The 20788-nt window shown below is 63.9% G+C and carries 18 protein-coding genes and 1 pseudogene; 2 read left to right on the top strand and 17 right to left on the bottom strand.

The genetic code is table 11. The annotated features are described in order from the left end of the window. Positions 1-9 precede the first annotated feature (9 nt). Both ACFFJ7_RS00230 and ACFFJ7_RS00225 read right to left on the bottom strand, forming a co-directional pair. Positions 10-960, bottom strand: coding sequence for an ABC transporter permease (locus ACFFJ7_RS00230; RefSeq protein WP_377590118.1), 951 nt, complete (start codon positions 958-960; stop codon positions 10-12). 65 nt (positions 961-1025) lie between these two features. Further along, complete coding sequence (locus ACFFJ7_RS00225) at positions 1026-2513, bottom strand: ABC transporter substrate-binding protein (protein ID WP_377590116.1); 1488 nt, start codon at positions 2511-2513, stop codon at positions 1026-1028. Between the two features lie 385 nt (positions 2514-2898). Between ACFFJ7_RS00225 and ACFFJ7_RS00220 the strand changes: the two genes are divergently transcribed. Further along, positions 2899-3891: a LysR substrate-binding domain-containing protein gene (locus ACFFJ7_RS00220; protein WP_377590114.1), complete on the top strand. Its 993-nt coding sequence runs from the start codon at positions 2899-2901 to the stop codon at positions 3889-3891. A gap of 21 nt (positions 3892-3912) precedes the next feature. Here the strand turns inward: ACFFJ7_RS00220 and ACFFJ7_RS00215 are convergent, their stop codons facing one another. From ACFFJ7_RS00215 to ACFFJ7_RS00150, 14 genes are all read right to left on the bottom strand, one after another. Continuing rightward, on the bottom strand, positions 3913-4899 hold the full coding sequence (locus ACFFJ7_RS00215) for a D-2-hydroxyacid dehydrogenase (protein ID WP_377590112.1): 987 nt from the start codon (positions 4897-4899) through the stop codon (positions 3913-3915). Positions 4900-4992: 93 nt separating this feature from the next. After that, complete coding sequence (locus ACFFJ7_RS00210; RefSeq protein WP_377590110.1) at positions 4993-6162, bottom strand: mandelate racemase/muconate lactonizing enzyme family protein; 1170 nt, start codon at positions 6160-6162, stop codon at positions 4993-4995. Positions 6163-6627: 465 nt separating this feature from the next. Further along, positions 6628-7503 (bottom strand): DMT family transporter, encoded by an 876-nt coding sequence (locus ACFFJ7_RS00205; protein ID WP_377590108.1) that lies wholly within the window; start codon positions 7501-7503, stop codon positions 6628-6630. A 2-nt stretch (positions 7504-7505) separates the two neighbouring features. After that, positions 7506-8993 (bottom strand): class I adenylate-forming enzyme family protein, encoded by a 1488-nt coding sequence (locus tag ACFFJ7_RS00200; RefSeq protein WP_377590106.1) that lies wholly within the window; start codon positions 8991-8993, stop codon positions 7506-7508. A gap of 52 nt (positions 8994-9045) precedes the next feature. After that, entirely contained in the window at positions 9046-10239 is a 1194-nt protein-coding gene (locus tag ACFFJ7_RS00195) for an acyl-CoA dehydrogenase family protein (protein WP_377590104.1), read from the bottom strand. 13 nt (positions 10240-10252) lie between these two features. Continuing rightward, positions 10253-10966, bottom strand: coding sequence for an ABC transporter ATP-binding protein (locus tag ACFFJ7_RS00190; protein ID WP_166953530.1), 714 nt, complete (start codon positions 10964-10966; stop codon positions 10253-10255). Then, positions 10963-11733: an ABC transporter ATP-binding protein gene (locus tag ACFFJ7_RS00185; RefSeq protein WP_166953528.1), complete on the bottom strand. Its 771-nt coding sequence runs from the start codon at positions 11731-11733 to the stop codon at positions 10963-10965. The genes ACFFJ7_RS00190 and ACFFJ7_RS00185 overlap by 4 nt, the downstream gene beginning before the upstream one ends. Then, positions 11730-13583, bottom strand: a complete 1854-nt coding sequence (locus ACFFJ7_RS00180) for an ABC transporter permease (protein ID WP_377590101.1) — start codon at positions 13581-13583, stop codon at positions 11730-11732. Before ACFFJ7_RS00180 ends, ACFFJ7_RS00185 begins: the two co-directional genes overlap by 4 nt. Positions 13584-13716: 133 nt before the next feature. Continuing rightward, a complete protein-coding gene (locus ACFFJ7_RS00175; protein WP_166953524.1) occupies positions 13717-14925 on the bottom strand; it encodes an ABC transporter substrate-binding protein in 1209 nt (402 codons plus the stop codon). 132 nt (positions 14926-15057) lie between these two features. Further along, a complete protein-coding gene (locus ACFFJ7_RS00170) occupies positions 15058-15891 on the bottom strand; it encodes a MaoC/PaaZ C-terminal domain-containing protein (RefSeq protein ID WP_377590099.1) in 834 nt (277 codons plus the stop codon). Further along, positions 15888-16637, bottom strand: coding sequence for an enoyl-CoA hydratase/isomerase family protein (locus ACFFJ7_RS00165; protein WP_166953520.1), 750 nt, complete (start codon positions 16635-16637; stop codon positions 15888-15890). Before ACFFJ7_RS00165 ends, ACFFJ7_RS00170 begins: the two co-directional genes overlap by 4 nt. Beyond that, complete coding sequence (locus ACFFJ7_RS00160) at positions 16630-18027, bottom strand: amidase (RefSeq protein ID WP_377590096.1); 1398 nt, start codon at positions 18025-18027, stop codon at positions 16630-16632. The genes ACFFJ7_RS00165 and ACFFJ7_RS00160 overlap by 8 nt, the downstream gene beginning before the upstream one ends. After that, the gene (locus ACFFJ7_RS00155) at positions 18020-18781 is read right to left on the bottom strand and encodes an SDR family NAD(P)-dependent oxidoreductase (protein WP_166953516.1); all 762 of its coding nucleotides are present in this window, start codon (positions 18779-18781) and stop codon (positions 18020-18022) included. The genes ACFFJ7_RS00160 and ACFFJ7_RS00155 overlap by 8 nt, the downstream gene beginning before the upstream one ends. After that, positions 18778-19626 (bottom strand): alpha/beta fold hydrolase, encoded by an 849-nt coding sequence (locus ACFFJ7_RS00150; protein WP_166953514.1) that lies wholly within the window; start codon positions 19624-19626, stop codon positions 18778-18780. The genes ACFFJ7_RS00155 and ACFFJ7_RS00150 overlap by 4 nt, the downstream gene beginning before the upstream one ends. Before the next feature lie 121 nt (positions 19627-19747). Between ACFFJ7_RS00150 and ACFFJ7_RS00145 the strand changes: the two genes are divergently transcribed. After that, positions 19748-20380 (top strand): TetR/AcrR family transcriptional regulator, encoded by a 633-nt coding sequence (locus ACFFJ7_RS00145; RefSeq protein ID WP_377590093.1) that lies wholly within the window; start codon positions 19748-19750, stop codon positions 20378-20380. 173 nt (positions 20381-20553) lie between these two features. Here the strand turns inward: ACFFJ7_RS00145 and ACFFJ7_RS00140 are convergent. After that, positions 20554-20697: pseudogene (locus tag ACFFJ7_RS00140) on the bottom strand (aldehyde dehydrogenase family protein); the annotation flags it as partial. Positions 20698-20788 lie beyond the last annotated feature (91 nt).

Here is a 20788-nt window from a genome sequence, read left to right as displayed (position 1 = left end):
TGGCGCAACTCACTTGTACCTGACGCGCGGGTCGAGCATGCCGTACAGGAGGTCCACCCCGAGATTGATCAGGACGAAAAGCAGGCAGATGACCAGCACGATACCCTGCACGGCCGGATAGTCGCGCTGCTCGACAGCCTGCACGAGCATGCCGCTGAGGCCAGGCCAGTTGAAGACGTACTCGACGAGCACGGTGCCGCCGAGCAGCGTCCCCATATGCAGGCCCAGAACCGTGACGACCGGCGACAAGCTGTTGCGCACGACGTGCAGCAACAGCACGCGCGGCTCGTCCAGCCCCTTGGCTCTGGCCGTGCGCACCCACTCCTTCTCCAGAAATTCGAGAATGGAGGTGCGCACCATCCGGAAAACGACGGGAATGAGACCGACGGCGATGCTGACGGCCGGCAGCAGCAGGTAGACGATATGCTGCACCGGATTGTCGGCGAAGCCCACATATCCTCCCGCCGGCACCAGCCGCAGGATCTGCGAGAACAGCAGGATCAGCAACGTGCCCGTCACGAAGACCGGGACCGAGAGCCCGAAGCTCGCCAGCGACGAGCACAGCCCGTCGATGACGCCACCGCGCCGCAGGGCCGCCGCCACGCCCGCCGGCATACCCACCAGCACGGAGATGAAGGTGGCCGCCAGGATGAGTTCGAGCGTCCGCGGCAGGCGCTTGACGATCTCGTCGCCGATGGGCGCACCGTCCTGAAAAGACGTGCCGAGATTGCCGGTGGTGATATTGCCGAGATAGGTAATGTATTGCTCCAGAAGCGGCTTGTCGAGGCCGAGGTTGACGCGCAGAGCCTCCACGCTCTCCTTCGAAGGCGCGATGCCGCCGCTGCTCAGGAGAATCTCGGCCGGGTCGCCGGGCACGAGATGCAGCAACAGAAAAATCAAGGAAGCAACGGCGAACAGGGTTGCGATCGCCGTTGCGCCCCGACGGACGACATAGTTCATTGTGATCTCCGGCTGACGGCGGATCGCCCGCCCATGGCGGGGCGGGCGCAATTCCCAACGCTTGCTCAGGCGCTCGTGACGTCTTCGAGACGCAACGCGCTCTGGAATGACAGGAAGCCGGGCAAGGGCGCGAAATTCCGGATCGACCGGCGCACCCCGTATGCCTGCGGGCGCCACAGAAGCGAGAGCAGCGGCGCGTCCTGCACGATCAGGCCATCGATTTCCGCATAGATCTTCTGCCGCTTCGCGTTGTCCATCTCCTGACGGCCGGCGGAGAGCAGTTCGTTGACCCGTGCGTTGTTGTAGCCGAAAGGCCGCGTGTAGGACGGCACCTGCCCGCCTTCGATATAGGCCGAAACCGCATCGGGATCGTTGAAGGCACCCGCCGTGCCCTGCACCGCAAGGTGATACTGGCCCCGGTTCCCCCGGCTCACGCGCGTCGCCCAGTCCGGCAGGGACAGATTGGCGTTGATGCCGATCTCCGCCAGATTCTGCTGGATGACGAGCGCGGTATCGTTGTGCTGGGCATACTGCGACGTCGACAGCAGCTCGATCACGAGACCGCCGCCCACCCCGGCCTCCGCCAGCAGAGCCTTCGCACGCGCCGGATCATAGCCGAAGCGTTCGCTGACGAGCGCCGCGTCATAGGCCGGGCTCGGCGGCACGGGTAGATGGTCGAACGGCGTCCCGACGCCCGAGAACGCGGCCGCGTTGACGGCGTTCCGGTCAATCCCGCAGGCAACGGCATGGCGCAGGCGAGGATCGGTAAAGGGACCTTCCTGGACGTTGAACAGGAGATACATGAACGGACCGTTCGCGGATTCGAGGCCGACGTCTGCCCCGTTCTTCAGCCGGTCGAAATACTGTGTCGACACGTATTCGATGATGTCGACGTCACCCGACTCGAGAGCGGCGATACGCAGGCTCTCGTCGGGCATGGCAATGAAGTGGATCGCGGAAGGCCCGGGCACGCCGGCGCGGAAGAACTCCGGAAACGCCTTCACGGTGACGGAAGAGCCGCGCTCGACATTGTCGAGGGTGAACGGGCCGGCGCCGATGAAGTTCGGAGCGGCCGACCGGCGCGACACGACAACCGCGTACCCCGCCGCCAGCACCTGCGGGAAGGTGACGCTGGGCTGCTTCAACACGATGCGCAACGAACGCTCGCCGAAGACCTCGAACGTTTTCACGATCTGGAAATCCTTGCGCAGATGCGCGGTGGACTTCTCGTCCGCGATCAGCTCGAAGGAATATTTCACGTCTTCGGCGAGTACCGGCGTTCCATCGTGGAAACGGGCGTTCTCGCGCAAAACGAATTCGTAGGTGACGGGGTCGACCTGGCGCCACTCTTGCGCCAGTTCAGGGCGCAACGTGCCATCCGGAGCATAGGACAGCAGCCCGCGATACAGCATCAGCTTGACGGTGAGCGATGCAGTTCCGGTATACTCGAACGGATGCAGGTTGGGCGGAAACGAAGACAGCCCGAACCGCACGGGCTTCGCGCCAGCGGCGGCCCGGGCAATGCCGACCGGCAGCCCGCCCGCTATGACCAACGCACCGAGAAAACCTCTGCGGGAAAAAGAAAACCCACGCCTGCTGTCTTTTGCGATCATTGCATTGTTCCCCTTATGAATTTGCGAGTGCCGGACATCTCTGCGCCTCTTCCCGGCCCACCCCGTGCGACGTCGAACGCGCATCGCGCAGGACACGCCCCTGGGCCGGCGTCCGGGTCAGAAGGCACCGGCGTGGAGCAGAACGATTTTTCGATGACGCGCGGATTGACGCCACTTCACGATAATTCGACCATTGCCCGCGACCGGGACGTTCCCGCTTCAGCCCTTGCCGGGCTCTCTTCTTTGGAATGATATGTAGGAAGGTAGCCCCTCCGCAAATACGGTTGTATGCATACCTTATTCACTCACCTTATGGGGCGCATCGGTGAATTTTCGACAGATAGAAGCCTTCAATGCCGTCATGGCCGTAGGCACCACGACGCGCGCGGCCGAGTTGCTGGGCGTTTCGCAGCCCGCCATCAGCCGTCTGATCAAGCAACTGGAAAAGGCGACTCAACTCACGCTTTTCGAAAGGATAAACGGCCGCCTCGTGCCCACCTTCGAGGGTTCCCTCTTTCACAAGGAAGTGGACCGCTCGTTTCTCGTCCTCGAACGGCTGAAAATGGTGGCGGCGGACATCCGTAACCACGGCTCCGGCAATTTGCGCATCGCAGCGCTTCCGGCGCTGGGATTTTCCCTGATTCCGTTTCTGATTTCGCGGTTCATGCAGGAAAATCAGGCGCGGATTTCCATTTCCATGGAATCGGCCAATTCCGACGCCGTCCGCGATCTTGTCGCGGCGGGGCAATTCGATGTGGGATTCGCGGCGGAAGAAATCGACAGCACCGGCGTCATGGCGGAGCAATATGCCATGCCGCCAGCGGTATGTGTCATGCCCGTCGGCCACAGGCTGGCGGAACGGACGGTCATCGAGGCCCGCGACATCGTCGGCGAGCCGTTCGTGTCGCTGTCACGCACGGATCGGGCGCGGCAGCGGATCGACGCAATGTTCGAGCGCGTGGGCGGCGAGCGCAATATCGTGGCTGAAACGCATTATGCGCTTTCCATCTGCCATTTCGTGCAGCACGGGCTCGGCATTGGCCTGGTCAACCCCTATTGCCTGCACGCCATTTCAACGGACAGCCTGGCGGTGCGCCCCTTTCTGCCGCGCATCACCTTCCGCACCATGATGATATTTCCGCCCCAGCGCCCCATCACCGGCCTCACGCAAAGCTTCCGCGAGCTTGCGCAAAAGCACAGCACCTCTTTCCTGCTCGATACCCTGAACCGTTTCGACACGCTGAAAACGGACGAGGCAAAACAGGCATTCGGGCTCCTGCAGGAACCGGGACCGTGGATCAGGAACCCGATGCGATAGGGCGGCGGGCGGTATGCCAGGTCAGTATCCGCGCCGGCCATCCACGACATTGCGGAGGGGAAGCCCGTCCGCCTGCCGGGCCAGGTTTTCGGCCAGTATCGCCAGGCAGCGGTCGACGTAGCCGTGCGGATCGTCCGCCGAGATATGCGGCGTGATGAACAGATTCGGCACGTCCCACAGGGGGGATGTCTCGGGCAAGGGCTCCCTGTCGAACACGTCGAGGATGGCGCCGGAAAGATGTCCTTCCGCCAGGAGCCCGGCCAGCGCGTCGTAGTCCATGACGGCTGCGCGCGCCATGTTGACGACTGACGCGCCGGGCTTGAGTGCCGCCAGTTCGGCCCGTCCGATCGCGCCCTTCGTCTCGGGCGTCAGCGGACAGGCAAGAATCAGAAAGTCGGTATCCGCCAGTTCGTCCGCAAGCCGGTCGGGCCGGATCGTCCGCCCGACGGCGGGATGAGGCTCGCCGCTGCGGCGCACGCCCACGATATCGAGGCCGAGCGGCCGCAGCCGCTCGGCGACGGCGCCGCCGAGCGCGCCGACGCCGTAGAGGAGCACCTTCCGGCCGGCGATCGTCGACGAAAGAGACCGCTGCCACCTGTGCTGCCGCTGCAACGTGGCATAGGCCGGAATGCCCTGATGCAGCATGAGGACGGCCAGCAGCCCGAACTCGCCCGCCTTCGCCGCGTGAACGCCGCTGCTGTTGGTCAGCACGGCGCCCGGCGGCAGCCAGTCGAGCGGCATATAGCTCTCGACGCCCGCGCTGGTGCAGTGGACGATGCGCAGGCGCTCGCCCCACGCCGACAGCATCCCCATGTCGAGCCGGCCGGCGACGAACACGTGCGCGGCGCGTATCGCCCGCTCGTCGCGCTCGTCGCCATACCGGACATCGATGATCGCCGGCAGCGCCACCGGCGACAAGGCGCGCCTCACAGCCTCTTCCGTGATCCTGTAGGCAGGATCGCGTTCCCTGCTGTTCTCGACATAGATGCGCAGCGTTTCATCGGCCATGATATTAGACCCGTCAGGGGGCAACTTCGCCCACAATGGTTCATCTATTTGTTGTCGCGTCTTTTCCGAAATCGGCGAAGCCTACCTTCGGCATCACGCGCTGGCAGTGACGCGGTGGAAGAGATAGGGCGCCACCCGCTCGGGCACGAGATCGACGCCATAGCCGGGACGTGTCGGGATCGCGACCCGCCCGTTGCGCACCTTCGGCTCGACCGGATCGTCCACGAGGGCGTAATGCTCGGGAACCCGGAAAGGATAGAGTTCCTGAATGAGAAAGTTCGGAATGCAGGCGTCGAGATGCAACGCCACGGCGCTGGCGACAGGCCCGGCGCAGACGTGCGGGGCGATGCGCATGCTGTAGACCTCGGCCATGGCGGCGATCTTCTTCGTTTCCATCAGGCCACCGGTGTTACCGATATCCGGCTGCAGGATGGCCGCCGCTTGCTGCTCCAGCACGGCGCGGAAGCCGTATCGGCTGTACAGCCGCTCGCCCACGGCGATCGACACGTCGAGCTTGTCGGCAACTTTCTTCAGCGCTGGCACGTTGGTGGGATCGACGGGTTCCTCGAAGAACAGCAGATCGAATTCCTCAAGGGCACGGCCGACCTGGATGATGGCGTCGGTGGTCAGCTCCGCACTCATATCCACCATGATGTCGACATCCGGGCCGACGGCTTCGCGCACCGCCCGCACCATGGCGACGGCCCGGTTACGATCGGCGCGTTCGTATTCACGCCGCGAAACATGGGTGAAGATGCCGTTCGGATGGTTGGGGATCGGCTTGCCCAGGGGGTATAGCTTCAGGGCGTCGTATCCCGATGCCACGGCTTTCTCCGCAGCGCGGGCCATCTCGACCGGCGTCTGGGCACGAAACGACCAGCCGTTGCCATAGACGCGCACGTCGTCGCGGAACTTGCCGCCCAGCAGCTCATAGACCGGCACGCCGAGCGCGCGCGCCTTGATGTCCCACAAGGTCTGTTCGATGGCGCTGATGGCGGCGAAGACAATCGGCCCCCCGCCCTTCGCCCAGAAGGTGTGATCGTAGAGTTCGCTCCAGATTTCCTCGATCCGGAAAGGGTCCTTGCCGATGAGAAAGCGCTCGCAGAACTCGGCGATCAGTTGCGACACCGCCGACGCTCCCGAGCCGTAGGCCAGCGCCGCCTCTCCCAACCCCGAGATGTTCTCGCTTGTCTCGACCTTGAGAATAACCGGGCTCCGGCCATCGATCTTCGCAAGATAGATCTCTGCCCCTGTGATCTTCATCTATCAACTCCATGCCTGATGCATGGAGGGATCGTATAAAGACGCGCCTTCCCGCGTCTAATGCCGAGAAGTGCGCATATTATGCGCGCGTCTTATACCGTCGCCCGAAGCGAGGGGCATTGCGCCGGGCGGGCGCAGGCACTGATTGGGTTGGCGCGGACGAAGACGGCGACCGGCGCCGGCACATGGCGGGATGTGAGCTGCCAGTTGCCTGCCTCCTAAACACGGTGCTTCTCACAGATGTTGGAGAGCCTGATGAGAGCGCGTTCCGATCAGAATTCGCTCAAGATAAGGAAACGAGAATCTGTCCTGTTTCAACGTAAACAAGACAGATTCTAGCAGGGGAACGGCGAGGTCAAAGGCACCGGTCATCGACCTGCGGCACTCCATGAGACAAGGAAAAGAAGGACGCAACGGCGCCCAACCAACTATCTGAAACGACGGGAGCTTTGAATGCCCGTCGCTTCATGCCCGGTACTTCAGCGCCATATACACACCCCACAGGATGATCAGTATCGCGGCGATTTCGGCCGGATCGGGTATCTCCCTCAGAAAGGCAGCCGCGAGTATCAGGGTGAACGCCGGAACCAACGACTGGAACAGCGCACCCTTGATGGCCCCCAGATCGGCCACCGCGCAGGCATGCAGCGCAAGCGCCACGATACCTGTTAAAACGCCCTGCCCCAGCCCTTGCAGCACGAGTTCCTGTGACGTGGCCGCCAGTATCCGCGCGCCAGCCAGCCAGAAGTAGAACGGCAGGTAAACGAGGGCCGAGAGGAGCGCCACCGTTGTCACCGCCTCCAGCGCGGTCAGGCCGCTGCGGCGGAACGCTACGCCGTACACGGCCCACAGAACCCCGCCCGCCAGGAAATAGCCTATGTGGCCGCTCCCGCCCGCAGCCATTGCCAGCCACACAAGGCCCACGAGGGTTATCGCAATACCGCCGGCTTGTACTCTGCTCAGGCGCTCCCCCAGAAACAGCGTGCCGCCGAGCAGCGTGAACACCACGCCCGAGCTTGCCGAAACGGCCCCTCCGAACAGCGCCGGGGCGGCGAGGAAACCATGGCCGACAAGGATGACGAACGGCGGTCCGACGCCGAGCGTCATCAGCAGCGCAAGCGGCAGCTTGACCATGGGAAAGGGAACCCGACGCACCAGCAGCATCAGGATCGGCGCGGCCACCATAAACCGGAGCGCCGCCAGGTCGTAGGGGTCCAGCCCGCCAGCCGTGACGCCATGCCGGGCAAGGACATACCACCCGCTCCAGATCGTCGCCGCGGCAATCCCCGCCAGCACGCCTCGCATGACGATCGCAGCGCTCGCGGATGCGGACTTCGCCATGGTCAGACCAGCTTGGACTTCTGCACCTTGCCCGACGGCGCGACGGGCAGCTCGTCGAGGAAGGCGACGATGCGCGGCACCTTGTATTCGGCGATGCAGCTGCGGCAATGGACGAGAACGTCATCCTCGTTCAATTCGGGATCGGCCTTGACGACGACCGCCTTCACCACCTGCCCAAAAACCGGATCGGGGCTGCCGACCACGGCCGCGGCGGCGATGCCGGGATGGGCGAGCAGCGCGTTCTCGACCTCGATGGGTGCAATCTTGGCACCGCCCGAGATGATCTGATCGCGGTTGCGCCCGACGATGAAGAAATTCCCCTCCTCGCATGCGACCAGATCGCCGGTGCGGAACCATCCGTCCGTCATCGCCTCGGCGGTGCGGACCGGATCGCGGTAGTACGCTCCCGAAAAGCTCGGGCCGCGCACCCATAGCTCGCCCACCTCGCCCCCCGGCACCTCGGCGCCCTTGTCGTCGACCAGGCGGATCTCGGTCGGCGCGATCAGGCGGCCGACCGAGCCCGCGGGCGGCTGGCTGGCCAGACGCAGGTCGAATGAAAAGATCGGCCGCACCTCCGTCATCGCGTAATAGGGGCGAACCGTGATGCCGATGGACTGCCGGCAATCCGCCTCGATCTGCTCGTTGAGCGCCGCCCCCGAGGCTGCGCACAGCCGCAGCGAGGAAACGTCGTAACACCGCCCGTCCTTGCGCGCCACGTCGGCCATCATGGCGTACATCGTCGGCACGCCGAGAAATACCGTGGGCCGCAGGTTCTCGATGGCCTCCAGCGCGAGGCGCGGATGGAACTTCGGCGCGAGCAGCACCGTCGCGCCGCTCAGCAGGGCGACGTAAGTCGCGGCGTGAAAGCCGTAGCTGAACGTCAGCGGCAGCATCACCAGGATGCGATCCTCGGGACCGATGCACCACATGCCGCTGTAAGCGAGGCCCGACGCAAGCTCGTTGGCATGGGTCGCCGCGACGCCCTTCGGCGTGGAGGTCGTGCCCGATGTGTAGCACAGGAGGACGAGATCATTCCCCGCCGCCGCTTGCGGCTCCATACAGGGCTCGGCTGCCCTGGCCCGCGCGAGAAATCCGTCGAAGGTCTCGCGCAGGGGAGCGGGCTCCAGCTCCTCGACGGCACGCTCGACCGTCGGCGTCAGTTCGTCGGCCTCAATCAGCAGCTTCGCCCCGCAGTGATCGAGGATATAGCGGATTTCATGAGGGGCGAAATCCGCGTTCACGGGCACGATGGCGGCGCCGATCATGGCCATGCCCAGGTAGAGCGAGAAGATCTCGGGCCGGTTCGCGGACAACACGGCAACACGATCGCCCTTCTGGATGCCGGCATCCAGCAACGCGGTCGCGGCCCGGCGCCCCTCATCCACCAGCGCCCCATAGGACGTGATCTCATTGTTGAACACGAAAGCGGGGTGATCGGGCCGCGCGGCTGCATGGCGCAGCACCGGCGAGACGATATCGGTAAAATTCATGCTCCTGCTCCTTGCCGGCTGATCACTTGCCGGCTGATCATTTGCCGGCCGCTCATACGAGGCCGAGTCGCTCGGGTCCGTCGGCCTTGATCATCTCGCGTGCGATGATGATGCGCTGGATCTCGTTAGTGCCCTCGGTCAGCACGTAGATGGGCGCCTCGCGGTAAAGGCGCTCGATGGGAAACTCAGCGACATAGCCATAGCCGCCCAGCACGCGCATGGCATCCTGGGTGATCTGCATGGTGGTTTCGGTGGCGAAAAGCTTCGCCATGGAGGCGAACATGTCCGCGCGCCCGTATCGTGCCTTGTGGCGCAACGCCTCCCCGAGCAGCGCCCGCGCCGCGACGAGCTGGGTCGCCATGTTGGCCAGGTGGATCTGAACCGCCTGATGCCCCGCGATCGGCTGGCCGAAGGCTTCCCGGTCCTTGGCGTATTGCAGGGCGATCGACAACGCCTGGCGCGCCATGCCAAGCGCCGTCCCCGCCATGGCGAGCCTGCCGGTTTCGAGCATCGACAGCACCTGCGGCAGCCCCTTGCCCGTCTCCCCGCCGAGCAGGGCGTCCGCCCCGAGGCGAACGTCATCGAAGCGCAGTTCCGCCGTATCGACGTGCTTGAACCCCATCTTGTCGATGACGCGCGTCACCTCGAAGCCCGGCGTTTCCGGCTCGACGATGAAGAGGCTGATCGGCCCCTTTCCGTCGACGGCGGGCGCGCGTGCGAGGACGATGTGCAGGCCGGCGCGCAGCCCGTTGGTGATGAAGGTCTTCTGGCCGTTCAGCACATAGCTGCCGTCAGGCTGCGGCACCGCCTGGGTGCGGATCTGCTTCAGATCGGAACCGGCCGAAGGCTCCGTCAGCACGATCGCGCCGCGCCGCGACCCGTCGGCCAGTTGCGGCAGGTAGCGCGCCTTCTGCGCCTCGGTGCCGTAAAGCGCGATCAACCGTGCCACAGTGCAGTGGCTGTTGAGGAAACTGGGCATCGCGGACCAGCCCGCCGCCAGCTCCTCCATGATCGCCACATAATCCGCGAGCGGAAGGTCGAGCCCGCCGTGGCTTTCGGGGATGACCATGCCGAACAGGCCAAGCCCGGCCATGGCGTCGACGACGTCCTGCGGAAAACCGTCGGCTTCCTCCAGCCGTGCGACGCGGGGCGCGATCTCGCGGCGCACGAATTGCCGCACGCCCTCGACGATAGCGGAAACCTCGTCGGCAGCGGCGTCGTGGGCGGAGATTTCGTGATCGGACATTGCGTTTTCCTTCCTACATCGTCAGATAAGCGCGGCAGACAGCCTCGTTGGCCGAGAGTTCCGCCATGGTACCGTCGAAGACGATTTGCCCGCGGTCGAGCACATACACGCGATCCGCCAGCGCTGCCGCGAAAGCGAGGTTCTGTTCGGAGAGCAGGATCGTCAGCCCCTGTGCCTTGAGATCGAGGATGAGGCGCGCCAGACGCTCGACGATCACTGGCGCCACGCCCTCGGAGGGTTCGTCGAGAAGCACGAGATAGGGATTGCCCATCAGGGTGCGCGCGATGGTGAGCATCTGCTGTTCGCCGCCGCTCATGTCCGAACCGGGGCGATGCGGCATCGCGGCGAGGTTCGGGAACACCTCGAACAGCGTCTCAATCGTCCATGTCGCGGCGCCGTCGCGCGGAGGCTGGCGCCCGAGGTCGAGATTCTCAAGCACCGTCAGCTCCGAGAATATACGCCGGTCCTCAGGGACGAAGCCGAGGCCGCGCCGGGCTACCTGATAGACCGGCAGCTTCTCGATCTGCTCGCCGCGCAGTCGCACCGAACCTGAACGGTTGCGCAGATGGCCCATGATCGCCTTAAAGGTCGTCGACTTTCCGGCCCCGTTACGCCCCATGACGGCGACGACCTCGTTGGGATGGACCTTGAGACTCACGTCGAACAGGATCTGGGCTCGCCCATAGGACGCATTCAGACCGTTCACTTCCAGTATTGGTGTGTTCATTGTCCGATACCCGATGTTTCGAGGAAAGCGCCACTGCCCAGATAGACCTCCTGTACCAACGGATCCTCGCGAATTTCCTCGGGAGTTCCCCTGGCGATCAACTGGCCACGCGACATCACCACGACCGTGTTCGCATGCTCGAACACGACATCGACACTGTGCTCGGTGAAAAGAACCGACAGGCCGCGCTCAGTCACCAAACGGGCCGTGAGGCTCATCAGTTCGTTACGCTCCTTGGGCGCCATGCCCGCGGTCGGCTCGTCCATCAGCAGAAGCCGCGGGCGATTAGCGAGAGCCATCGCCAGCTCCAGCCGCTTCACGTCGCCATAAGCCAGAACGCAGCAGGCTCGATCGGCTTGTTCCTGCATGCCGACCGCCTCCAAAAGCTCATCCGCCTCCGCGGCATAGCCCGCCATGAGCGGCGACCAAAGCCCCCACAGGCGGCGATTGACCGAATGCAGCACCATCTGCACATTCTCGCGCACTGTCATCGAGCCGAAGGTCTGCGCGATCTGAAAAGTGCGCCCGACCCCATGGCGCCATATCTCGCTCGGAGCACTGCCGGTGATGTCGTGCCCGCCGAAGGTCACTGAACCGGTATCAGGGCGAAGCTGGCCGTTCAGCATGTTGAAGCAGGTCGACTTGCCGGCACCATTCGGCCCGATCAGCGCCATTATCTGGCCCGGACCGATCTCGAAGGACACGCCCTGCACCGCCTTGACGCCATAGAACGACTTGCTGATACCGTTGACTGTCAGAGTGCTCATCTCTCACCCTTTCCGAAGCGGCCCATGAACGCGCCGACGATCCCCTGAGGCATCTTGAGCACGAACAGGATGATGAAGATGCCGAGTATCAGCCGCCAGTAGTCGGAGAGGTTGCGGATCAACTCGACCGAGACGATGTGATAGCCAAGGGCGCCGATCAGCGGCCCGCTGACGGACTGCACCCCGCCCACCAGCACCATCACCAGCGCATCGACCGTAGTCGCGACGGAGAAATCCGTCGGGAAGACGGAACCGCGGTGATAGGCCATCAACGCGCCCGCAAGCCCGGCGAAGGCGCCCGCCAGAACAAAGGCGCCCCACTGGATGAGGGCGACGTTGATGCCGATCGCGGCGGAGCGCGGCAGCGAGTCACGGCCGGATCGAAATGCGTAGCCGAAGGGTGCGTAGAGCGCCCGCCGCATCAGATAGGTAGCAACCACCACCGCGCCGAGCGCCAGATAGTAGTAGGCGACGTGGGAATTCAGCCATGCGGGGCGGGCAAGACCGACGATGCCGTTATCACCGCCGGTGAACGACACCATCTGCACCGACAGCGCGTGCAGGATCTGCGCAAACGCCAGCGTCAGCATGGCGAGATAGACACCCCTGAGGCGGGTGCAGAACCAGCCGAACACCACGCCGCCCAACGCGGCGGCCAGCATCGCCGCCACGATCCCCGCCCCCATCGGCAGGCCGAGGCGCGTCGCCACGAGCGCGGCCGCATAGGAACCGAGCCCATAATAAGCGGCGTGCCCGAAGGAGACGATGCCGCCGACCGACAGAAGGAAGTGCAGGCTGCTGGCGAATATAGCCAGGATGAAGACCTCCGTCATCATCACCTCCACGTAGATCGGCGCCAGCAGGGGCAGCAGCGCCAGCGCGAGGATGACGGCAAGCGTCGCCTGCTGCGCGCGCCGCGACTGCGGGCGGAACGGCTGATCGATGGACAGATCGCTCGGGCGCTGCGGTATCAGGCGTCCGCCCATGAGGCCGTTGGGGCGGAAGATCAGGATCAGCACCATCACGAGGAAGATCAGCACCGACACCGCCTGCGGAAAGAACAGGACGCCGAAGGCATTGATCACCCCCACCAACACGGCGGCGAGGAACGCACCAAGGATCGAGCCCATGCCGCCGATCACCACGATCACGAAGGCGTCGACGACGATGTTGATATCCATCTGGAGATTGGCGGATTCCTTGGGGATCTGCAGCGCGCCCGCAAGCCCCGCCAGAAAGGTGCCGATGAAGAACACGACGGTGAACAGGGTCGTCTGGTTCACGCCGAGCGAGGCGACCATCTCGCGATCCTGGGTTGCCGCCCGGATCAGCCGGCCCCAGCGGGTGCGGTGGGTAAGCCACCACAGCAGCCCGAGGAAGATCGGGCCCACGAAGATCAGCACGATATTGTACTGCGGGATGCGCTCGCCGAAGATCGTCACCGCCCCGCGCAGGCCCGGCACGCGCGGCGCAAGCACCTCGTCCGGCCCCCAGAACTCGAAGATCAGGTTCTGGAATACCAGCACCAGTCCGAAGGTGACGAGGATCTGGAACACCTCCGGCGCGCTGTAGATGCGCCGCAGGATCGTGACCTCGATCAGGCAGCCGACCACCCCCACGATCAGCGCGGCGATGAGCACCCCGCCCCAGAAGCCATATGCGGTGTTCGGCATGATGCTGATCACCGTCAGGGCGACATAGGCGCCCAGCATGTAGAATGAACCGTGGGCGAAGTTGACGATCTTCGAGACACCGAAGATCAGCGCCAGTCCCGAAGCGACAAGGAACAGCGTCGATGAGTAGGATAGGCCGTTCAGAAGCTGAACGAACAGCGTGGATGCGTCATACATGACCTTCGGTCCTCGGCACTGCGGACAAACCCCGTCCGTCGCGAAACGCGCGCGGACACATCTCGGGGGGCGCGGGTTTTGCGTCTGTCGGCACGGGTGGCGGCCATGTCGGTGCGACCGGCCGCCTCGCCGGTTACTGGGTTGCTGCGTGGGGACGAAGCGTCTTGACGACGTCGTCGGGCAACTGATAGTCGGCGCCGTCGTAGAACTTCCAGTCGACCATCTTGCCCTTGCCGTTCTCGACGGCGAGCTTTCCGATGAAGAAGCCGAACGTCGACTGATGATCCTGCGGCCGGAACGTCAGCGGGCCGACAGGTGTTTCAAACTTCACCCCGCGCGCCGCGGCGATCAGGGCCTCGGTGTCCGTGCTGCCCGCCTTCTCGATGATGGCCTTGATGGCCTGCATCTCGCTGTAGCCGATCAGCGAACCGACCTTGGGCGAAAGACCGTAGGCTTTTTCGTAGGCATCGCGGAACGCCTTGTGTGCTGGCGTGTCGACCTGCTCCGCCGGATAGCCGGTAACGATCCAACCCGCCGGCGCCTCGTTGCCCAGGGGCTCAAGATACTCGGGCAGCCCCGTCAGCACCGAAAAGACCTCGCGCCCCTCGAACAGGCCGCGCATGTTGCCCTCGCGAACGAATTTCGCCAGATCGGCTCCGAACGTCGCATTGAACACCGCGTCGGGGCGGGCTGCGATCATGGCCTGAACGGTTGCGCCGGCCTCCAGCTTGCCGAGAGCCGGCCATTGCTCGTTGACGAATTCGACATCGGGACGAAGACGCTGCAGCTCCTGGCGGAACCCGGCAACCGCCGACTGACCGAACTCATAGTTCGGCGCGATCGTCGCCCAGCGCTTCGCCGGCAGCTCGGCCGCCATCTTCGCCAGCGCCAGAACCTGGGAGCGGTTGCTGTTGAACAGACGGAACGTGTAACGATTACCCCTCTCCCACACCAGCGCATCGCTCTGCGGCTGGCCGACGAGGAAGAAGATCTTGTTGGTGTTGGCGAAATCCGCCACCGCAACCGCGACATGCGACAGATAGGTACCCGTCAGCAAGGCGACCTTCTCGTTGGTCACGAGTTCCTGCGCGGCGCGCAGCCCGGCGTCGGGCTTGCCCGTATCGTCGCGCGAGATGACCTCAAGGGGCTTGCCGAGCACGCCGCCAGCGGCATTGATCTCCTTGACCGCCAGCTCCCAACCCTTGCGATAGGCATCGGTCGATTGCGGGTTGGCGGAATAGGATGACATCTCGCCGATCCTGATGCTGTCGGCCAGTGCATGTCCAAGAGGCCAAAGCGCCAACGTGAACACCATGGCCGCCCTGCAAATGGAATTTTTCATTTATATATTCCCTCTCTGGTTTGATCGCTCTTTAGAGGCGCCCTGCTTTCGTTAAAACGCGAAATTCCTCTAATTTTTTGATTTTTAAGGATTTCTTATTGATCAAGCGATTCCGTCTAATCCGAAATCGCTTCAGCTTCCAGGCGCGTAGCGGGCCCAGCCGTCCTTGAGCACCTGCCGATCTCCTACGACGACGTCGAACGCCACGCCTCCCTCCTGCGGCGCGGCGCGCAGCGTCAGGACATCACCGGGCAACACAGGTGAACTCAGGCGCGCGGTCGCGGCCTGCAACGCGGCTGGATGATCGCCGAACGCCGGCCCCAGCAGTTTCAGCGCTATGCCAAGCGTGCACAGCCCGTGCAGGATCGGCCGATCGAAGCCGTAGCCGCGTGCTATCTCGGGATCGACGTGCACCGGATGCAGATCTCCGGTCAGCCGATAAAGCACCGCCTGCTCTGGCGATGTCGCGTACTCGGCCAGCGGCGCCAGCGCGGGCAATGCGTCCGCTTTGGCGGGAGCAGGCGCGTTCAGCCCTCCCCAGCCCCCGATGCCGGGCAGGAATATGGAATAGGTGGCGCTGAAGAATACGCTGGTGACCTCGATCTCGACGATGGTAGCCTTGCCTTTGTCCCATACCGCCGCGACCCGTGCCCGAGCGGGAAAACGTGCACTGCGCGGCAGAAATGCGCCGCCCTCGTGCGCGTGGATATCAATCCCCTGGGACACATGTAGCGACTTCTTCCGGTCGTATACGCCCAGATCGCCGCACCGCTCCACCGCCCACAAGCCGAGCGCGCTTACAAGGCCGGGCAGAGGCCGCAGGTCGCGCTCATAGACCAGATCGAGTTCGTGCGCCCTCGCCCCGCAGGCCAGGGCATAGAGGATCGCGTCCTTCTCGGTCCAGCCGATCTCCTGCGTGCCGAGGTCGAGGCCGATCAGATCGTGAAATGTTTCCGGATGCTTCATTTTTTCGTCCTTGCTTGCTCCAGCGCCTCTCGCCGCTGGTCTGAAGCCAGCAGTTCGAGCCGCCGTGCCTCCCAATCCGCAACCTTGAAATCGGGGCTTTCGCACGATGCGACGAAGGCCTTCGCTGCTTCCTGCGCGAGCGAGGGAAGCCCCACCGCTGCTGCGGCGATTTCCAACGCGCGTTCGCGCACCGCATCCGCACCCGGCCGATCCGCGACATGGGTGACGATCCCGCCGATCCGGGCGTCAGTGCAGTCCAGCCGCTCGGCGAGCAGCAGCAGCCGCGTGGCGGCCGCATGGCTCATCCGTGGCAGTATCTGCGCCAGCCGCCGCGGATTGTAGAGGATCCCCATCCGCACCGCGGGAAGGGCGAAGATCGCATCGGGCGAGGCGACCCTGAAGTCGCAGGCGAGTGCGAGGTCGAGCCCCGCGCCGATACATGCGCCGTTGATCGCCACAACGGAAATCAGCGCGCTGTCCCGCAGGCTCGCGGTGAGCGCCGACATCTCCTCGTCGAAGGCGATATCCGCCACGCTGCCGTCCAGCTCCGCAAAATCCGCGCCGGCGGAGAAGACACGCCCCTCAGCAGCGATGACGATGGCCCGCAAACCCTCGACCCGCGCTGCGGCGACAGCGTCGCGCAGCGCGCCGATCAGCTTGCGCGAGAGCGCATTGCGCCGCGCATCGCGGGAGAGTACGAGCAGGCGGACGCCGTCGCCCGGCGTTTCGACGCGCAGGTCATCCATTCCCGACCCGCCCTGTGAACTGCAGTGCCGCGATCCGCTCGCCGAACGTCAACGCCTCCTCCAGATCCTCCGCTAGATCGAGGAGCGGCCCATCCTGCCCGGCGCGCCCGACGAGCTGGACCGAAACCGGCAGCCCGCCGGTCGTATCACAGGGGATCGCCGCCGCCGGATTTCCCCCGACGTTGAACGGGCTGGTGAAAGGAAACGCCCCCCAAAGGCCGCTGACCCTCTGCCCGTCGATCTCACGCGGGCGCGCTCCGATAGTAAACGCCGGCGAGGCGGTTGCCGGCGTCAGCAGGACATCGAACCCGTCGAACAGCCCGGCAATGCGTGCTCGGTACCCGGCGTGCCGGCTGCGCGCCGCAGCAACCTGCTCGACGCTCAGGCTCGTCGCGGCGCGCAAGCTCGCCAGCGCGTAGTCGCTCAGGTCGTCGCCGCAATAATCGAGCATGAACCCGCGTTCGCGCCATTCCTCAGCCAGAACCAGAGCATTGAACACTTCATCCCAGCCGCGCAGATCCAGATCGATCTCCTCGACCTCATGCCCGAGATCACGGAGAGCGGCGGCCGCCTTCACCACTGCCGCGCGGATACCGGGATCCACGGGATGATCGTCGGGCGAAACGCACAGTCCGATGCGCAACGCTTCACGAACGCTTTGGCGCGGCAAATCCTTGTCCGCGAGAACCGACAGGAAGAGCCGCGCATCGGCAACCTCGTGCGACATGGGGCCGGCACAGGCGAACTCGCTCATGGCCCGGAAGCCGCCCTCGTCGGCGCAAAGCCCGTAACTCGGTTTAAAGCCGAAGATGCCTGTCATGGCGGCGGGGATGCGGATGGAGCCGCCGCCGTCGGCGCCGAGCGCCAGCGGCACATATCCCGCCGCCACCGACACAGCCGCCCCGCCGCTTGAGCCTCCCGGTGTCGCGCGCAGATTCCACGGGTTGCGGGTGACCTGCGGGAGACGGTTCTCGCAGGTGGCGGACTGGCCGAACTCGGCCGTGTTGGTCTTCCCGACAAAAACCGCCCCCGCGGCGCGCAACCGCCGCACGGCACCGCTGTCCTCGAAGGCGCGGTGTCGACTGTGTATCAGCGACCCCCGCGTGGTGACGGATCCCGCGATATCGAAGGTGTCCTTGATGGTGATCGGAACGCCGGCCAGCGGCGCCGAATCCCCCGTCCGCCATGCGTCCTCGGCCTGCCTCGCCTGGGTCAGCGCAAGTTGGTCGAGCACGAGCACCATGGCCTTGAGCGTGTCGTCGCAATCGCGGATCCGTTCCAGCGACGCACCGGCAACTTCGACCGGCGAGAGATCACGGCGCCGGAAAGCGCCCAATAGACTGCAGGCCGAGGGGGCAGCGCCGACGAAAATGTCGTTCCTGTCAAGCATGCGGATGCACTCCGCCGCTCACACCATATGTTTCTCCAGTAATATATCCCGCTTTAACGTCATCGACGAGGAACGACACAAGATGCGCTATGTCCTCAGGGCGGCCGAGCCGGTTAACGACTGCCTTCTTTTCGAGATAACTGTCGAAAAATTCGTCGGGATAAATGCGGCGCAGGAAGTCGTTGTAGATCAGCCCTGGCGCGATGGCGTTGACGCGAATGCCATGCTTGCCGTTCTCGGCTGCGGCCACACGGGTCAGCGCCATGACGCCCGCCTTGGCCGCGGAGTAGGCCGCGCCGTGCTCGGTGGTCATTTCCCAACCGGAAATCGACGAGATGTTGACGATCGCCCCCGAGCGGGCAGCGATCATGTGCGGCAGCGCGAAGCGCATGCAGCTGAATGTCCCGGTTAGGTCAATGGCAAGGCACCGTTGCCAGGTGTCGAGGGACATCTCGGCAACGGGTTCGATCTTGGACCAGCCGGCGTTGTTGACGAGGACATCGATCCGTCCCAAACGGTCGGCCACCGCGCCGAATACCGCCTCGACCTCGGCATGATCGCTGACATCCAGCTTGTAGGACGGGCACTCCACCCCGGAGACCTGCGACAACTCCTCGGAGAGTTTGGTCATACGCCCTTCGTGCAGGTCGGTGATCACGACTTGCATGCCGTCCGCGGCGAGCTGGCGGGCCACGGCCGAGCCTATACCCGCACCGGCGGCGGCGGTAACTATTGCGACCTTCCTATCGCTCATCTGCTTCTCCCATGCTTTTGAATGATCAAGCGGGACAGTTCCCGGGCCAACAAATCGGGCTGATCAGCTGCGATCAGGTGCCCGGCGTCGGGGATATTGGTGTAGCCTGCGTCCGGCATGGCATCGCGCATGATCTGTGCCGCCTTTAGCGGACAGAAGACATCGTTTTCACCCTGGATGATGTGGACCGGCACCCGAATGTCGCGCAGCCTTTCGGTCATAGACACGGCTGCCAGCCCCACCATGGCGCGCGCCGCGTTGACATAACCGGCACCATCGCCCACGGCGGCAATCCGACGGGCGGCAATGGCCGCAACATCCTGCCGGTTGCACACGACCTGCGCGTCCGTATCCTCCGCGAGTGCGCGGCGAAACCCGTCGATATCCGACATGGCCTGCTGGATGCGCGCCTCGAAAAAGCCCGCCGCGGCGCGCCCTACCTTGCTCGACGCGCCGATGACGATGGCGCGGCGAACCAGATCCGGGCGCTGCAAGGCGGCCTCCAGAGCCACCACTCCGCCCAACGAGAAGCCGACGCAGGCGGCGGGCCCCGTCACCTCTTCCAGATAGGCCGTGAGATCACCGGCAAGCTGGGATACGGTTCCGTTTCCCTCTCCGACAGTGGAGCCTCCATGTCCGCGCAGATCGAGCAGATGAGCGCGGATACCCCGGGGCAGGCGCGCCACGACCCCCGACCAGCTTTCCTTGTCTTCAGCCAGGCCATGAACGAATATGACGGGTTGCCCTTCGCCAAAGCGTTTGAAGGCAACGGATATATCGCCCAGCAATACGGCTCCCTTTTCGGAAGCGCACGACGCGGCTTCCGAGGCAGATAAAAGCACCATGGCATTTGTCCCGATTCCCCCGCGATGTTCATCATCGTCGGTTGTCCTTTGATTGGGTTGAGCCTATGCTAACTGCCACATAAAAACAAGAGTGATGTCACTTTTTTAAATGTCTGGAACGATGGAAAAACCAGCAGAACCGAACCTGCCGCAACCCACCACGCCCAAAGGGCGAGCCACACTGGCGCGTATCCTTGAGAGCGGCCGCGAAGTCTTTGGCGACGCAGGATATGTCTCCATGCGCATGAGCGACCTGGCGGAGAAGGCCGATCTGTCGATGGGTGCGCTGTACCGCTATTTCGACAACAAGGATGATGTCTTCCTGGCTATCATCCACGGCATTCATGGCGAGCTTTACGCGGCCAGCCGCGGCAACGGCCGGTACACGTTTCGCACCGCCCCCTATGAAACGATTCTGGAATCCAATCACGGGTACCTGTCGCACTACCTTACTCACCGCAAGGTCATGCGCGCCTTCATCGAAGCAACGATGGTAGATAAACGGTACAATAAAATGTGGTGGTATATGCGGGAAAGTCATATAGTCCGCGTAGCCGCCGCATTGCGCCGCGACCATGGCATAACCGAGATCAGCGGGAGGCCCGTCAGGACGTCTCTCGAAGCCTTGGCGTCGATGACCGAGCAATCCGCCTATGTATGGTATGCGCATCCGGCAGATGACGAGAAGCTGTTACCCGTCGATGACGCGACACAGGTCGTCAGCCAGATCTGGTTTCGGACCATTTTTCCGTAGAGAACGTTCTGATTAAATGAAATCATTTAATCGACAAGCATTCGTTCAATATCAAAACCTGTCTCAGGTTGTCATTGCCATGAGATAACAACATGAGCCAGGGAGCGTTTTCCGCACATGCGCGCGCTCGGCCGAAGGCCAAATCTCCCCGGTCCTTGATGCCTGTGACGCGCTCATATCGAGAGGCAGGCGTCTTTCAGCTCCAGATAATCCTCGATCCCGTAATGCGAGCCTTCGCGCCCAAGGCCGGATTGCTTGATGCCGCCGAAAGGCGCAAGTTCCATGGAGATCAGCCCGGTATTGTGGCGGCGCGCTCCTCGCTCGTCCGCGCGGGTGCAGTCGTTACGTCCGCGAGCGGCTCCGGAGCACGACGTGCCCCGACATGGGCATCCGTACAGAGCAGGCTCG

This window comes from Pseudochelatococcus lubricantis, assembly GCF_042432495.1.
GTDB classification, from domain to species: Bacteria; Pseudomonadota; Alphaproteobacteria; order Rhizobiales; family Beijerinckiaceae; genus Pseudochelatococcus; species Pseudochelatococcus lubricantis.
This window is presented reverse-complemented; position numbering and strand designations above follow the sequence as displayed.

What these genes read in the sequence shown, in the direction of transcription:
- ACFFJ7_RS00200 (WP_377590106.1), bottom strand. Translation starts at nt 8,993, where the DNA reads ATGAATTTTACCGATATCGTCTCGCCGGTGCTGCGCCATGCAGCCGCG.
- ACFFJ7_RS00185 (WP_166953528.1), bottom strand. Translation starts at nt 11,733, where the DNA reads ATGAGCACTCTGACAGTCAACGGTATCAGCAAGTCGTTCTATGGCGTC.
- ACFFJ7_RS00145 (WP_377590093.1), top strand. Translation starts at nt 19,748, where the DNA reads ATGGAAAAACCAGCAGAACCGAACCTGCCGCAACCCACCACGCCCAAA.
- ACFFJ7_RS00175 (WP_166953524.1), bottom strand. Translation starts at nt 14,925, where the DNA reads ATGAAAAATTCCATTTGCAGGGCGGCCATGGTGTTCACGTTGGCGCTT.
- ACFFJ7_RS00230 (WP_377590118.1), bottom strand. Translation starts at nt 960, where the DNA reads ATGAACTATGTCGTCCGTCGGGGCGCAACGGCGATCGCAACCCTGTTC.
- ACFFJ7_RS00205 (WP_377590108.1), bottom strand. Translation starts at nt 7,503, where the DNA reads ATGGCGAAGTCCGCATCCGCGAGCGCTGCGATCGTCATGCGAGGCGTG.
- ACFFJ7_RS00195 (WP_377590104.1), bottom strand. Translation starts at nt 10,239, where the DNA reads ATGTCCGATCACGAAATCTCCGCCCACGACGCCGCTGCCGACGAGGTT.
- ACFFJ7_RS00210 (WP_377590110.1), bottom strand. Translation starts at nt 6,162, where the DNA reads ATGAAGATCACAGGGGCAGAGATCTATCTTGCGAAGATCGATGGCCGG.
- ACFFJ7_RS00215 (WP_377590112.1), bottom strand. Translation starts at nt 4,899, where the DNA reads ATGGCCGATGAAACGCTGCGCATCTATGTCGAGAACAGCAGGGAACGC.
- ACFFJ7_RS00180 (WP_377590101.1), bottom strand. Translation starts at nt 13,583, where the DNA reads ATGTATGACGCATCCACGCTGTTCGTTCAGCTTCTGAACGGCCTATCC.
- ACFFJ7_RS00155 (WP_166953516.1), bottom strand. Translation starts at nt 18,781, where the DNA reads ATGAGCGATAGGAAGGTCGCAATAGTTACCGCCGCCGCCGGTGCGGGT.
- ACFFJ7_RS00160 (WP_377590096.1), bottom strand. Translation starts at nt 18,027, where the DNA reads ATGCTTGACAGGAACGACATTTTCGTCGGCGCTGCCCCCTCGGCCTGC.
- ACFFJ7_RS00170 (WP_377590099.1), bottom strand. Translation starts at nt 15,891, where the DNA reads ATGAAGCATCCGGAAACATTTCACGATCTGATCGGCCTCGACCTCGGC.
- ACFFJ7_RS00190 (WP_166953530.1), bottom strand. Translation starts at nt 10,966, where the DNA reads ATGAACACACCAATACTGGAAGTGAACGGTCTGAATGCGTCCTATGGG.
- ACFFJ7_RS00165 (WP_166953520.1), bottom strand. Translation starts at nt 16,637, where the DNA reads ATGGATGACCTGCGCGTCGAAACGCCGGGCGACGGCGTCCGCCTGCTC.
- ACFFJ7_RS00150 (WP_166953514.1), bottom strand. Translation starts at nt 19,626, where the DNA reads ATGGTGCTTTTATCTGCCTCGGAAGCCGCGTCGTGCGCTTCCGAAAAG.